The organism is Pseudomonas sp. RSB 5.4 (genome assembly GCF_037126175.1).
GTDB classification, from domain to species: Bacteria; Pseudomonadota; Gammaproteobacteria; order Pseudomonadales; family Pseudomonadaceae; genus Aquipseudomonas; species Aquipseudomonas fluorescens_H.
The window spans coordinates 1,464,208-1,476,491 of sequence record NZ_CP146986.1 but is presented as its reverse complement, the minus strand read 5'-3'; the positions used below and the strand labels follow the sequence as shown (position 1 = coordinate 1,476,491).

The window sequence follows — 12,284 nt, the reverse complement described above, 5'->3', positions numbered from 1 at the left end:
TAATCGATCACTCGGTGACGGTGGGAGCTCCGCCACCGAGCCTCATTCAATTCGAGACCTCTACTACGCATTTGAATGGCGAGTCCGTGCCCGTCCAATGTGCTACAGGTGACTCAATGAGGCTGTCAGCCCTACGCTTCCGTCCAGACTAATGCTGCAGTCTCACGCCATTTCACTTCTGTCACTCCGAACCGTTCCGCCTGAGGTTTCGACATGACCTTCAACGGCGGTTTTCCAGGTTTGGGGATCGGTACCAGACCGGCGTCGCAACTCGCCCAGTGCCACGCATCAACATTGCGCATTGTCTTAACGCGGATGACGAATGACATTGGTTTCCCGTGTAGTTTGTACTCGATAACGAATATATCTGTCTGGCTCATGAACTCCTCCTTACGCTCGTAGGCAAAAGAGTGATGCTCACAGAAAAAATTCCAACGTTTTTTGATCGCTTTTGAGGGGTTTCTTTGCCTGGATCTCAACGCTCGAAATTGCTCGTTTTTTGGTGGCGTTCCCCTGAACAGGGGCGCTCTAGAGCGGTCAGAACGATGCACAAGTCTTTATCAAGAAGATTTTTAAGGTTCGGCGTGCCGGTGTAACGTTTCAGCGCCTGGAGCTGAAATGCCTTATCGAATAATGCTTTTGCGAATCTTTGACTACTGCCCCATTTGGACAACAATCAATGAACACTGCTCCTAGGACGAACACCATGATCTCCGCTCTTGAGCTCCGACATATTATTGAGTGCGGCTTCCTACCACTGTCGTGCTCATGCACGTTGAATGTGGATGGTTCGCTAATGATCAAGGTTATAGAGCCATCTTCTGGCAGTGTTGAACTGTTGGTGACAGGGGTGTCGGCGGCACCGCTGACTACAAGTCGCTCAATTGCCAATCTGATAGGTGAGCTTCGCAGTGAGATGTCTGCACGCAAAGTCAGTTTTGGATCGAGTGAGTGCAGAGCTCAAGGGAATTGAGAGAATAGATGCGGGAGTAGGGGCCAAAAAACGCGATCTTTGATGTCAAACTGATATCGGAACATAATATGGTTTCATTTCCATTGAGCCGATCTCGTGTCCTCCGAAAGAACACAGCAACTTGAGCAAGCACTTTTAGCGGTCATCGCATCGGCGTCAAAGATGGGAGTCAGCCGGGAAGCTTTGTGCGCAGAAGCGGTTGGCGGCCTGATGGCAGATCGTTACTGGCGGTGGTTACTCACAGAGCACGAACACGGCGCCGCTGATGAGATAGAGGAAGCTTTAACCAAGCATCTGATGAGGGGGCAACCAAGTCGACCCCGGTCTACCTTGCATCTACAATGTCTTAAAATTAGGCTTTGTGAATCGCGATGCCAGGCTGCAATAGCGCCGCCATAGCGATAACGAAATCATCCAGTGACCATGGTTTGTGCAGATAAATGGTAGAAGCTGGGATAGCCTCAGGGTCTATCAGGTATCCAGAGGTCAGGATTGCCGCAATTGATGGCCATCGACTACCTACCATTTCGATAAATTCGATACCCTGTATCTGGCCAGGTACGCCGTGGTCTGCGATCACTAGACGGCATTGTTCATGAGTTTGGAGCAGATAGGTTAAGGCGTCATCTGCAGTCTGGAACGAGATTGCCTTCCCTCCGACTTCCGATACGATTTCTTCCATCAACTCTCGCAATGTAGGGTCGTCCTCGATGACGATCACCGTTCCCTCTATTGGCAAAAAACCTTCCCATTGGACGATCAATCAAAGATTCCTTAGCTGGGCACACGTGGCCGGCGTCTAATGAGTCAGTGCCTGAGTGTATGCGTGTTTCAGTATTTTGTGGCTCTCCTTGCAATGCTTTTGATGACCCAGGTCACAGATAGACTTCAGCACGTAACGACCTGAGGTTTCAGAATCGACCGAGGCAGGCTTACGGTTGCCACTTTCATATCGACCTCATATGAAGAAGGACGAGAGTTTTCGGTGAGGCACCGAGCCTTCTCGTCCTCTCCACTTATCGACAGATTTAGGTAGTCAGCACCGTCGCGCTTCCGTCGGTTTCCGGCAAAGCGATGTGGTTATCGCCAGGTGTCAGGATGACTTTTCGGCAGTCCTGTTCTTTTTTATCAAAGATTTTATATCCCTCAGCGGCCTGTTCCAGTGACATGCGATGGCTGATGATGACTTCTGGTGCGAGACGACCTGTCTCAATGTGATCCAGGAGCTCGGGTAGGAAACGGTGCACATGGGTCTGCCCCATTTTGAAGGTCAGCCCCTTGTCGAATGCATCTCCGAACAGGAAGCCATGGATGAACCCTGAATAAACGCCAGGGACACTGACGATGCCGCCGCGTCGAACGGCGGCGATGCACTGACGTAAAGCCTTGCCGCTGCTGCCCTCAAGCTTGAGTGTCGCGAGAACTGTTTCCGTCGTACTACCTTTTGCTTCAAACCCTACCGCATCTACGACGCCATCAACTCCTCGCATTCCTTTGGTTTGCCGAATGATCGTATCTGCAGGATCGTCGTCTTCATCGAAGTTGATCGGAATTACACCATACGTTTTCTGCGCGTAAGCCAAGCGGTAAGGATGGTGATCGACCATGAAAATTTGGTCGGCACCGAGCATCCTTGCACAGGCCGCGCTCAACAAACCGACGGGCCCTGCACCATAAATTGCGATGCTGGAACCATTACCAATCCCCGCGTTAGATACAGCCTGATACGCCGTGGGAAGGATGTCTGAAAGGAAAAGAACCTTTTCATCCGACAGTGTCCCCGGCACCTTAAACGGCCCGGTGTTGGCTTTCGGCACGCGCACGTATTCGGCTTGCCCGCCAGGAACGCCGCCGTACATATGACTGAAGCCGAACAGCGCGGCTCCTGGTGGTATCGCCTTTTTATTCATGATCGCTCCGCGCCCTGTATTTGTTGTTTCGCAGGCCGCGAACAGATCCATTGCGCAGAAGAAACAGCTGCCGCAGGCGATTACAAAGGGAATTACCACGCGGTCGCCGGGTTGCACTGCGGTAACCGCTGAGCCTGCCTCTTCAACGATCCCCATGAACTCATGCCCGAAGATATCGCCATGCTCGACAGTCGGAATCTTGCCCCGATAGAGATGGAGGTCAGATCCGCATATCGCCGTCGCGGTAACCCGAAGAATGATGTCATCACTTTCCTGGATAACCGGATCAGGAACCGTGTCGACCTTGACGCTGTGCGCGCCGTGATAGGTGAGTGCTCTCATAACGTCCTACCTACTTTAGCTGGATGGTAAGTGGGAGAGGAGGATCGGAGAAATTAAGTTCAGAGTGATAGATACGCAGATGACTAGCGGTCGCCTAAGTAGACATGCTCGTAATTTTTTAAACCTAATTGAGCGGAAGTGGGTCGACTGCTGGAGTCTTAACTCAGGTAATCGAGGGTGCCGTTTATGATCGGAGTTGTCATACCTGCCCAAAATGAAGAGCACCACATCGCTGCGTGCCTAGAATCTGTTCTGTTCGCGGCTGAGCATCCTGTGTTGGCAGGTCAGCCAGTCTCCGTAGTCGTCGTTTTAGATGCTTGCTCTGATCAGACCGGACAGATTGTTTCAGCACACGGTGTAGGACGGATCGAAGTTTCGTTTCAGAACGTGGGTAAGGCGAGAGCAACCGGTGCAGACCATCTTCTGGCCGCTGGCGCGATGCGGCTTGCCTTCACCGATGCCGACACCGTCGTGCCACATGATTGGCTGGCGCGTCAGATTGGGTTCAAGGCTGATGCAGTTTGTGGAACAGTCGAAGTGGATAGCTGGAATTTCCATGGAGACCTGGTTCGCTCAAAGTACATGGAGCTTTACCAGTTCATCGAGAATCACCGGCACATCCACGGAGCTAATCTTGGCTTGAGTGCCGATGCCTATCGGAACGCAGGTGGGTTCCAGCCTCTCACCGCACACGAAGATGTCCATTTGGTCGCTGACCTTAAGAGGATCGGTGCTCATATCGTTTGGACAGCAACGAATCCGGTCATCACCAGCGCCCGCAAGGATTACAAATGTCGCGGAGGGTTTGGGGAGTATCTAGTCAATCTAGGTGCCTCACTGGGATTGCCTGCGCTTGATCCACAGGTTAGCGCCGGCCTCTCTCTTTAAAAAAGCGCCGTCTGCAGGAGGGAACAAGTTGGAGTACATCGATTACCTGCAATGGCCAGCCATGGTGGTGACGGCAGCCTCTGCCTGGTTCATCGGTTCGCAACGAGCGTATAGGCGCATGATCGCCTTTTGGGGATTTATCACCAGTAATGCGCTTTGGGTGATTTGGGGGCTTCACGCTGATGCCTACGCTCTGATCCTCCTTGAGTGCATCCTTTTGGGGATGAATGCGCGTGGCTTCAAGAAGAATTTCGATGGTCAACGTCCGTCCTGAGAATGCTCGTTTTCTTTACCCTTCGAATTTTTCTTGAGTCCTCGAAGGTTCATCAGGAAAAGACAAACCTGTAATACGATCAATGCATACGCGCCTGCGTAAAATCCCCAAATCACCCACAAAACGTTGCTCACACTGAAGCATACAAATCCGATCATCCACCGCCTTGGCCGCTGCGATCCGATTAGCCATGCGGCGAGAACGGTAACAACCATCGCTGGCCATTGAATCCAATCCAGATAAGCCAAATCATCCCCCCGTTACAGTTCAGCGCAACAAATCTCTTATCGATATAACCCTAATCAATCGGGCTTTTGATGGTTGGATGGGGTTTTCGATTTGCCGAGAATGTAGCAAGGATGAAGCTGACCATTGGGATGGGTTGTGACGACCACAGATATCAATGACCAGCCCTCGTGAAGCTTTAGGTTTGCTTCGTTGGCTGATAGCGATTCCATGACTTGGATTGTGTCGGAAATATGCATTTCGACTTTCTCAAATCGTAAGGTTCAACCATTAGGCGTCGAGCATGAATAAGGGTTCCTTTATCACGGCGTCGCACAGCTGGATCATTCGCGATAGCGCCTGGTCTACATTGAGACCATCGCTTGAGGGTGAACCAGTGAGCAAAATCATCTGCGCACATGACTTACAAATCGACCTTCAAGGTGCGAACGAAGCCGGGTTATTCAAATGGCTGCTTGCCAGTTTCCTGATGGGCAAGAGAATCCAGGGGCCAATTGCTGCCAACGCCTATCAAGTGATCGTCGATAAACATCATCGGGATACGCCGCACAAATTGGCGAGCTGCACTCACCGCCAGTTGGTCATGATGCTTGGTGAGGCTCACTACGTGCGTTACGACGAGACCACCGCGTCGCGGTTGTTGGCATTGGCTAACAAGATGAATGCTGAATATCACGGGAAGGTCAGCAACATCGTCGCAGCAAGCGCAGATCGTAAGGCCTTCGAAAAACGGCTATCTGACTTTGAAGGGATAGGGCCGAAAACCATCGAGATTTTTATGAGGGAAGCGGCTGCGGTGCTCTTCGGAACTTCCCCCTAATTCTGACCAATACGGCGTCCCAATTGCGTGAAGCAAGGAGAAATCATGACAACACACAGGCTAACCACGCAGGGCTTACGGTTGAATGTCTCGATCTGCGGTCAAGGATCGCCGCTGCTTTTACTCAATGGTTTGGGTGGTTTGATTCGTACCTTCAATTCGTTGCGCGAAGAACTGGACGACTTCACGACCATCACGCTGGACGTGCCAGGGGTCGGCAGGTCGCAAATGCCCCGTTGGCCCCTTCGCCTGCCACGCCATGCCGACGTGATTGCAGAGATGCTCCAGCAATTGGGAATCGACCAGGTCGATGTGTTCGGGGTGAGTTGGGGAGGTGCATTGGCTCAAGAATTCGCTCTTCGTTACCCGAGCATGGTACGCAGGCTGATCCTCGCGGCGACCTCTCCCGGCCCAGTGCTGTTGATGAAGCCTGCTGACGTTATGGATTTTTTCCGCAGGAGTAAAAACGCCAAAATGCCCAAGCAAGATAGCTCCCGCAATTCAATTCACACGCTGCTGCGGTTCGGTGTGATGAAAGGCATGCTCTCTGTTAATCCTCGAACCTACTATCTTCAGCTCGCAGCGTTGATAGGATGGACAAGCCTGCTTCGGTTGCCCCGACTGCCTCAACGCACGCTGGTTATTACGGGCGACCGCGATCCGCTAATACAGGCGTACAACGCCCATATCCTGCGCCGCACAATTCGACGTTCAGAACTTCGCATTCTGAAGGGGGAGGGGCACTTCTTTGTGGTGACCAGCGCTAGACGAACTGCCGCACTAATGCGCGAATTTCTCTGTCAGCAGCACCATGATGAAGAACAGGAGGTATCGCTCATCGCAAACGACAGGTTGAGGCCATGCCTGCGCTAACCCGAAAGGCAGACCACCGTTAAATGCGGCAACCTAAGGTCTCGGTACTCCAGGCACGTCCATATTGATCTTGCGCCAGAAAGCTTCAGAGAAACTATAAACAGAGAAGGCAATCAGCCCCGAAGCCATCACCATCAAAATCAGCCATCCAGCGGGGAGATTCTGAAGAGCGTCGAGGGCTTCTTTCATACCAGGTGGATCCATGGCTTGATAAGTGGAACCGCTAATTGCCAGCAGGAAGGCAATTTCTATGAACACCACTCCACGGGCTATTAGGCCGAACCGAGACACTGGCCGGACGTACCGCATGACGTCCTCGTCGGCTTCAAAATATTTCGCAAACGACGCCTTCCATCCTTTGATGATGTGAGCAATTCCAACCCCAAGCGGGATGACAGCGATCAGGTACACCAACAAATTCGAGTGTTCCCAAGACAGAAGATGCACTAGCCAGTCTTTAGTCTGCCCTCCTGAATCCCCGGAGCTTCTGATACCGCTAACGAGTAGACCGATTGCAAAAAACGCCAGAGCAGCGTTGACCAAACCTCCGGCAAACAGACCAGTGCGAATCACCACTCCTTTGAGTTCTTTGCCGTGATGATCGACATCTCGCGTAGCTTGCAAGACACGCCAAGCCGAAAATGCGAGCAGACCTGCCACCACAAGACCAACTAGAAAATATCCGAATGGCTGGTTTAGTAAAGCTTCCAGGCTCTTGTGGCTGTCCTTTGGTTTTGTCGAATCAAGTGCTGCCAGCAGCGCGAAGATACCGATGATCAAATAAAGCACTCCTCGAGCGGCGTATCCTCCCCGAGCGAGTATTACAAGGCTATGTTGCGCGGACATCGGATCTATTCCCGAGAGTAGTACAAAGGCAGACCCCTCTCGTTCGGAGGGGTTCGATACCAAATCGAAGACGCGCTGACCTGGTCGAGAATGTACTGCCCCCGACAATCGCTTAGAAACCAGGAAGATTGATATTCCTTGGCGACGCCGCCAACCTGGCAGTCTGTATTGGATTATGAATAGCCGTGGGATAACGCTCCGTTTGATATAGACACAGCCCTGACGTCTCCTGCGGAGGCAGTGGCAATGATCACCAACCGATTTTGATCCTGGGAGTAGCGCCAGCTAAAAGCCCAACGTAGTAAGGGGTGATCGGCAGACGCTTACGAACGTTCTTCTTTAGCATTCGTATACTGCAATCGTATTCAGGTAATAGCCTTTTGATTTGCTATTAGCTCCGAGAGTCGGGTTAACCTCGCATAGCCCTGAACAAACTGTCGTCGTAAATGAAGGACTTTCAGAAACGGAGTTAACGGGTTCTTGACAGTGCTTGATGCAGACTTAGTCATCGAGTTCCGGAGGAAACCGGCATGGCTCGTTCAGTAAAAAATGGCTGGCTGCAGGCGTCCTTGGGCTACTACTGACACAACCCGCTTTCTCGGCGTCGGCGACTCTATGCTCGGCGAAGGTATTTGATGGGTTGAGAAAGGGGTGAATAAGACGGCCCGTGAAGCGGACATTCCTCAGATACGTAAATGTATGTACTTGACGAGTCATCTGCGTTCGACTTGACCAGTTCGAGCCGCAGTCACGAGAGGCATGCGACTCGAGTCGTGAGAAACACCCTCTTCCACGCGCAAGAATCGGAGTTACCCCAATTCACCTCGTAGGCAAAGTGGCTCTTAAAGCGCAGGTGTAATCCTAGCGCATCGCCACAAATGCCCCACGAGGTAAATATGACCGCCAGCATTTCTTCTGCGCAGCAATCAGCAAGAAGAGAAAAACAAAATCCGTCACCTTTGCTGACTCGTGATTTGGTTGAAGGAGGGCGCATCGAGGTGCTTGCTGCCATTGATTCTCCAAACTTGAAGCTCCTCACAGACGCCGACCGAAAAGCATCGCTGAGTAAGATGTTGTCGTTACGGCCACGCGGTGATGTTTGGGTCTTCGGCTACGGATCGTTGATCTGGAATCCGGCGATTGATTCCGTGGAAAGACGTATTGCCAGAATCGACGGTTGGCACCGATCGTTCTGTCTATCAATCACAGCGCTTCGTGCAACAGCCGATCGCCCAGGATTGATGCTTGCATTGGATCGGGGGGGCTCCTGCTACGGAGCGGCCTACAAATTAGCGGAGGCTCACCTCGAGCACGAATTGCTTTTGCTCTGGCGAAGAGAAATGGTATGTGGTGCTTATGTTCCCCACTGGATCGAGTTAAAAAGCATTGATGGGGAGAATTTAGGGTGGGCAATTACATTCATCATTGATGCCGATGCTCCCCAGTACGCTGGCGATCTTGATGAAGATACGGTGGTGTATAGACTGGCAACTGCATCTGGAGGACTTGGAAGCTCAGCTGATTACCTGTTTCGAACCTGTGACAGCCTGCACGCGAACGGTATTCGTGACACTAAGTTGGAGCGGTTGGCCTCGCTGGTGAAAGATTTCTATATCCAGGATCCTCGCCTGCTAAGGGCTTAAACAATAAATAGATCGGGATGGTGCAACTGGCCTCGACGCGTCAGGGTGTTCGAATGCAATGAGCATGTCTCCAAGGTGATCAGGTGCCCTCTGAGGAGTGGTGGGCTCCATCGCATCGACCAAACCTTCAACCTAGTTTGTGCAGCAAGAATCGGAGTTTCGAATCCCGACCTGGTGCTTATCGTTGCACCAAGGTCATCGAATGTGTCGATGCCCTTTTCGAGACTACTTACGAGGATTGTCGAAATGAGCAACGAAGAACAAAACAAGGCCGTCGTCGGCCGCTGGTTCACCGAGTTCTGGGGCAAGAATCCAAACCTGGCGGTCATTGACGAAATCGCCGCTCCCGACATGCTGCTTCACTACTCTCTGCACGAACCTCGCCGTGGCCGCGATGACATCAAGGCGTTCATGACCGATTTCCGTAGGGCATTCCCTGATCTCAATTTCTGGGGCACAGCCGACCTGATCGCCGAAGGGGATTACGTAGTGGGTCAGTGGGAAGGTGGTGGTACTCACACCGGCCCGGCTCACGACGACTTTCTCATCGGTGGTCTGCCTGCCGCAACGGGTCGCAAAATGCACTTCACCGGCACCACGGTGTTGAAGGTGATTGACGGCAAGATCGTGGAAGAGCGCGGTCTCGATGATGGCGTCGCAGCCCTGACTCAACTGGGTCTGATCAAAGCGACAACCACTAACGGTGATGCTTGATATTCACAAAACAAGGAAAGTCATTCCATTCTTGTTAAGCGTGGAACACTGCTCCTGACCTGCGCAAGGAGGCCCGCATTTTTGCCGGCCTTCTTCGCATTGAGCGTTCTACTTTGCTCTCCACATTTTCTGAGTTTCTGAGCAGGAAACGGAGCGCCCCTAACCCGTTGCAGCGATAGATCTCCACTGTCTAACTCTCAACCCCCGGGAAAAGACACCACCGCCATGATTCGAATCGGCTACGCACCTGGCGCCTACGACCTGTTTCACATCGGACACCTCAATCTTTTGAGGCAAGCCAAAGAGAGATGCGACTTCCTCATCGCCGGTGTTGTGGCTGACGACGTTCTGATTGAGTACAAGGGGGTGAAGCCTGTTATTCCGCTTGTCGAGCGGTTGGAGATCGTACGCAACGTCCGTCACGTCGATGCGGCCTATCCGGCATTCACCAACGACAAAGTGGCGATCTGGAAAGACCTCCGATTCAACGTGATATTCAAGGGTGATGACTGGAAAGGCACGGAGAAAGGTAACCAACTCGAACGACGCTTCGACGTGCTTGGTGTGGAGATTGTTTATCTACCATACGGACAAATAACATCAAGCAGCACGCTGCGACGCACACTAAAAAACATCGATGAAATAGCCAGTCGATTGCGCCGACACCACCGCGTTGTGGACACCGCTTTTACCTTCTGACCAACGCAGCATCGGGTGGGTGCCAACTCCTCACCGCTGGCACCTGTATCTGCTCTGCTGCATCCCTTTTTAAATGAAACCAGCACTATGACCGAAACTGCACAGACCGACTCTTTGACGCAATCACTCATTGCTTGGGTTAAGGCAGTAAAACAGGACTCGCTCTCTCCGGCTGCTACCAGTTCGCGCCTGGATGAGATGCGACTTGAACACCTTGTATTGTGGCTTCTGGATCTCGATCTCGAAGAGGCTGCACAGATCGACGCCCTGTCGAATTCCGTCTACCCATTTGAGCGATCTCCGGAACGCTTCCATGAAGCTCTGCAACAAACCATACGACAATTGAAACTATTCAATCTGTTTGCGAAAACAGGCGACGGCGAATATCACCGAAGCGTTTACCCCTCTGCCTACAACGCGTGCACTGGCGAAAACTATCCGGAAGAAATGGCGCGATGGCGCGCCGATTTTCGGGCCATGTCGCCAGAACAACAAATGGTAGTTACCACCATTGTCTGGATGTATCGCTCAGGCCCTGATTCGATCTGGCTGCGGCGAGTCCCCTGTACGTGGAAGGCCTCTGAAGCGCTGCACTACATGCACGACGCGGGGTGTCTCTCGTTGTGGCTGCAACTCGTCGCCAGATACCCAGGCTGGTAGCTAGCCAAAGAGTTTGACCGCAAGGAGCGGAGTTTCAAGGAAGAGAGCGACCCCTAGACTGAACTCACTCGCCAACCGATAAGAGCCAAGGTCATGAACACTCCCTCCCGTTCTCCTTTCAAGTACAACTTCCGCATTCCGGGCAGCAAAGTGGAAGGCCCCATTCAATTCGCCGTCAGCCAATCAGCGATGGGTAAGGTTCTTATCGGCCGTAGTCAGCGTGGCATCTGCACCATCTTTCTCGGCGACGACGCGCAAGAACTGCGTGAGCAGCTCGCGGCCGAATTTGCGAATGTTGAACTGCAAGCTGATCAAGCCTCTCTAGAACACGAACTCAATCGGGTCATCGGTTTCATCGACAATCAGATGTTCGCAGGTGTTATCCACCTCGATATTGGCGGCACCGTTTTTCAGCAGAAAGTTTGGCAGGCGCTTTGCGACATCCCGGCAGGCAAGACCTGTAGCTACAGCGATGTGGCACGGGGCCTCGGTGTGCCAGAGGCAGTTCGCGCCGTAGCGGGAGCCTGTGCAGCCAACGTGCTGGCCATTGCCATTCCTTGCCATCGCGTGGTGCGTCGTGACGGTTCGATCTCCGGCTACCGCTGGGGTATCGAACGCAAACGTTCATTGCTCAAAGATGAGTCCACCAAGCGAAGCATGGAGTTTTCGGAGTGAACGCTGCGGCGAGTCTCGACAATGTCACGACACTCAATTCCTGCGACTGGGCGAGTATCGAGCGTTCGCTTGAGGCTCACGGAAACGTGCTGCTGCCCGGCCTTTTGACTGCGGGACAGTGCGCGACACTCGCCGCGCTCTATCCACTGGAAGAGGGTTATCGCTCGCGTATCGTAATGGCTCGGCACGGATTCGGGCGTGGCGAATACAAATATTTCGCGTACCCGCTGCCGCCGCTGCTCGACCAACTCCGTCACGCGATTTATTCCAGGCTCGCGCCGATTGCCAATCGTTGGAACTTGAAATTAGGGATCGACGTGCAGTACCCCCGCGATCTGGCCGTCTTTCTGAAGCGATGTCACGAGGCTGGCCAAACGCGGCCAACGCCACTGATCCTTAAATATGGCGAAGGTGACTACAACTGCCTCCATCAAGACCTCTACGGTGAGCATGTCTTTCCGCTCCAGGTGGCCATCCTGCTATCGGAACCCGGCAAGGATTTCGCCGGTGGTGAGTTCGTGATGACGGAGCTTTCAACCAAGGGCCAGCGTGCGGAAGTTGTCTCACTGCACCAAGGGGATGCCGTTGTGTTCACTGTCAATCAACGGCCGGCGACGGGCCTGCGAGGTGCCCGCAAGGTCGCGATGCGACACGGCGTTAGCCGCATCCGTAGCGGCCAGCGCCATACCGTGGGCCTCATTTTTCACGACGCGAGGTGAAC

The 12,284-nt window shown here is 52.8% G+C and carries 16 protein-coding genes and 1 pseudogene; 12 read left to right on the top strand and 5 right to left on the bottom strand.

All coding sequences use genetic code 11. From position 1 onward, the window contains the following. Positions 1–131 precede the first annotated feature (131 nt). Positions 132–380 carry a DUF6555 family protein gene (locus tag V9L13_RS06515; protein ID WP_027613495.1) on the bottom strand — a complete coding sequence of 83 codons (249 nt, stop codon included), beginning with the start codon at positions 378–380 and terminating at the stop codon, positions 132–134. Positions 381–706: 326 nt separating this feature from the next. Between V9L13_RS06515 and V9L13_RS06510 the strand changes: the two genes are divergently transcribed. Next, a complete protein-coding gene (locus V9L13_RS06510; RefSeq protein WP_081730260.1) occupies positions 707–973 on the top strand; it encodes a DUF1652 domain-containing protein in 267 nt (88 codons plus the stop codon). A 352-nt stretch (positions 974–1,325) separates the two neighbouring features. Here V9L13_RS06510 and V9L13_RS06505 read toward each other — a convergent pair whose 3' ends face one another. Both V9L13_RS06505 and V9L13_RS06500 read right to left on the bottom strand, forming a co-directional pair. After that, positions 1,326–1,736 (bottom strand): response regulator, encoded by a 411-nt coding sequence (locus V9L13_RS06505; RefSeq protein ID WP_338801919.1) that lies wholly within the window; start codon positions 1,734–1,736, stop codon positions 1,326–1,328. A 265-nt stretch (positions 1,737–2,001) separates the two neighbouring features. Continuing rightward, positions 2,002–3,225 carry a zinc-dependent alcohol dehydrogenase gene (locus V9L13_RS06500; protein ID WP_338801918.1) on the bottom strand — a complete coding sequence of 408 codons (1,224 nt, stop codon included), beginning with the start codon at positions 3,223–3,225 and terminating at the stop codon, positions 2,002–2,004. 186 nt (positions 3,226–3,411) lie between these two features. Here V9L13_RS06500 and V9L13_RS06495 point away from each other — a divergent pair, with 186 nt between their 5' ends. Together V9L13_RS06495 and V9L13_RS06490 are read left to right on the top strand one after the other, a co-directional pair. Then, a complete protein-coding gene (locus tag V9L13_RS06495) occupies positions 3,412–4,113 on the top strand; it encodes a glycosyltransferase (RefSeq protein WP_338801917.1) in 702 nt (233 codons plus the stop codon). A gap of 28 nt (positions 4,114–4,141) precedes the next feature. Then, positions 4,142–4,387, top strand: a complete 246-nt coding sequence (locus V9L13_RS06490) for a hypothetical protein (RefSeq protein ID WP_338801916.1) — start codon at positions 4,142–4,144, stop codon at positions 4,385–4,387. On the opposite strand, the gene V9L13_RS06485 is transcribed toward V9L13_RS06490, so the two are convergent. Then, the gene (locus V9L13_RS06485; RefSeq protein ID WP_338801915.1) at positions 4,372–4,635 is read right to left on the bottom strand and encodes a YgjV family protein; all 264 of its coding nucleotides are present in this window, start codon (positions 4,633–4,635) and stop codon (positions 4,372–4,374) included. The genes V9L13_RS06490 and V9L13_RS06485 overlap by 16 nt on opposite strands. A gap of 374 nt (positions 4,636–5,009) precedes the next feature. On the opposite strand from V9L13_RS06485, the gene V9L13_RS06480 reads away from it, so the two are divergent. Continuing rightward, positions 5,010–5,453: a DNA methylase gene (locus V9L13_RS06480; RefSeq protein WP_338802838.1), complete on the top strand. Its 444-nt coding sequence runs from the start codon at positions 5,010–5,012 to the stop codon at positions 5,451–5,453. A 45-nt stretch (positions 5,454–5,498) separates the two neighbouring features. Next, the gene (locus tag V9L13_RS06475) at positions 5,499–6,326 is read left to right on the top strand and encodes an alpha/beta hydrolase (protein ID WP_338801914.1); all 828 of its coding nucleotides are present in this window, start codon (positions 5,499–5,501) and stop codon (positions 6,324–6,326) included. Positions 6,327–6,359: 33 nt separating this feature from the next. Here V9L13_RS06475 and V9L13_RS06470 read toward each other — a convergent pair whose 3' ends face one another. Beyond that, a complete protein-coding gene (locus tag V9L13_RS06470; RefSeq protein ID WP_338801913.1) occupies positions 6,360–7,172 on the bottom strand; it encodes a DUF1206 domain-containing protein in 813 nt (270 codons plus the stop codon). A 109-nt stretch (positions 7,173–7,281) separates the two neighbouring features. Here V9L13_RS06470 and V9L13_RS06465 point away from each other — a divergent pair. The 7 genes and pseudogenes from V9L13_RS06465 to V9L13_RS06435 all read left to right on the top strand — a co-directional run. Then, positions 7,282–7,439, top strand: a pseudogene (locus V9L13_RS06465) (kinase); the annotation flags it as partial. Positions 7,440–8,068: 629 nt separating this feature from the next. After that, positions 8,069–8,815 (top strand): gamma-glutamylcyclotransferase, encoded by a 747-nt coding sequence (locus V9L13_RS06460; RefSeq protein WP_338801912.1) that lies wholly within the window; start codon positions 8,069–8,071, stop codon positions 8,813–8,815. 246 nt (positions 8,816–9,061) lie between these two features. Continuing rightward, positions 9,062–9,529, top strand: coding sequence for an ester cyclase (locus V9L13_RS06455; protein WP_338801911.1), 468 nt, complete (start codon positions 9,062–9,064; stop codon positions 9,527–9,529). Between the two features lie 225 nt (positions 9,530–9,754). Continuing rightward, a complete protein-coding gene (locus tag V9L13_RS06450) occupies positions 9,755–10,228 on the top strand; it encodes an adenylyltransferase/cytidyltransferase family protein (RefSeq protein ID WP_338801910.1) in 474 nt (157 codons plus the stop codon). 87 nt (positions 10,229–10,315) lie between these two features. Beyond that, the gene (locus V9L13_RS06445) at positions 10,316–10,888 is read left to right on the top strand and encodes a hypothetical protein (RefSeq protein WP_338801909.1); all 573 of its coding nucleotides are present in this window, start codon (positions 10,316–10,318) and stop codon (positions 10,886–10,888) included. Positions 10,889–10,981: 93 nt separating this feature from the next. Beyond that, positions 10,982–11,563, top strand: a complete 582-nt coding sequence (locus V9L13_RS06440) for a methylated-DNA--[protein]-cysteine S-methyltransferase (protein WP_338801908.1) — start codon at positions 10,982–10,984, stop codon at positions 11,561–11,563. After that, a complete protein-coding gene (locus tag V9L13_RS06435) occupies positions 11,560–12,282 on the top strand; it encodes a 2OG-Fe(II) oxygenase (RefSeq protein WP_338801907.1) in 723 nt (240 codons plus the stop codon). Before V9L13_RS06440 ends, V9L13_RS06435 begins: the two co-directional genes overlap by 4 nt. The last annotated feature ends 2 nt before the right edge of the window (positions 12,283–12,284 follow it).

Bases quoted from the DNA above. Each gene is read 5' to 3' on its own strand.
- V9L13_RS06455 (WP_338801911.1), top strand. From the start codon at position 9,062: ATGAGCAACGAAGAACAAAACAAGGCCGTCGTCGGCCGCTGGTTCACC.
- V9L13_RS06495 (WP_338801917.1), top strand. From the start codon at position 3,412: ATGATCGGAGTTGTCATACCTGCCCAAAATGAAGAGCACCACATCGCT.
- V9L13_RS06500 (WP_338801918.1), bottom strand. From the start codon at position 3,225: ATGAGAGCACTCACCTATCACGGCGCGCACAGCGTCAAGGTCGACACG.
- V9L13_RS06515 (WP_027613495.1), bottom strand. From the start codon at position 380: ATGAGCCAGACAGATATATTCGTTATCGAGTACAAACTACACGGGAAA.
- V9L13_RS06460 (WP_338801912.1), top strand. From the start codon at position 8,069: ATGACCGCCAGCATTTCTTCTGCGCAGCAATCAGCAAGAAGAGAAAAA.
- V9L13_RS06450 (WP_338801910.1), top strand. From the start codon at position 9,755: ATGATTCGAATCGGCTACGCACCTGGCGCCTACGACCTGTTTCACATC.
- V9L13_RS06510 (WP_081730260.1), top strand. From the start codon at position 707: ATGATCTCCGCTCTTGAGCTCCGACATATTATTGAGTGCGGCTTCCTA.
- V9L13_RS06475 (WP_338801914.1), top strand. From the start codon at position 5,499: ATGACAACACACAGGCTAACCACGCAGGGCTTACGGTTGAATGTCTCG.
- V9L13_RS06445 (WP_338801909.1), top strand. From the start codon at position 10,316: ATGACCGAAACTGCACAGACCGACTCTTTGACGCAATCACTCATTGCT.
- V9L13_RS06470 (WP_338801913.1), bottom strand. From the start codon at position 7,172: ATGTCCGCGCAACATAGCCTTGTAATACTCGCTCGGGGAGGATACGCC.
- V9L13_RS06440 (WP_338801908.1), top strand. From the start codon at position 10,982: ATGAACACTCCCTCCCGTTCTCCTTTCAAGTACAACTTCCGCATTCCG.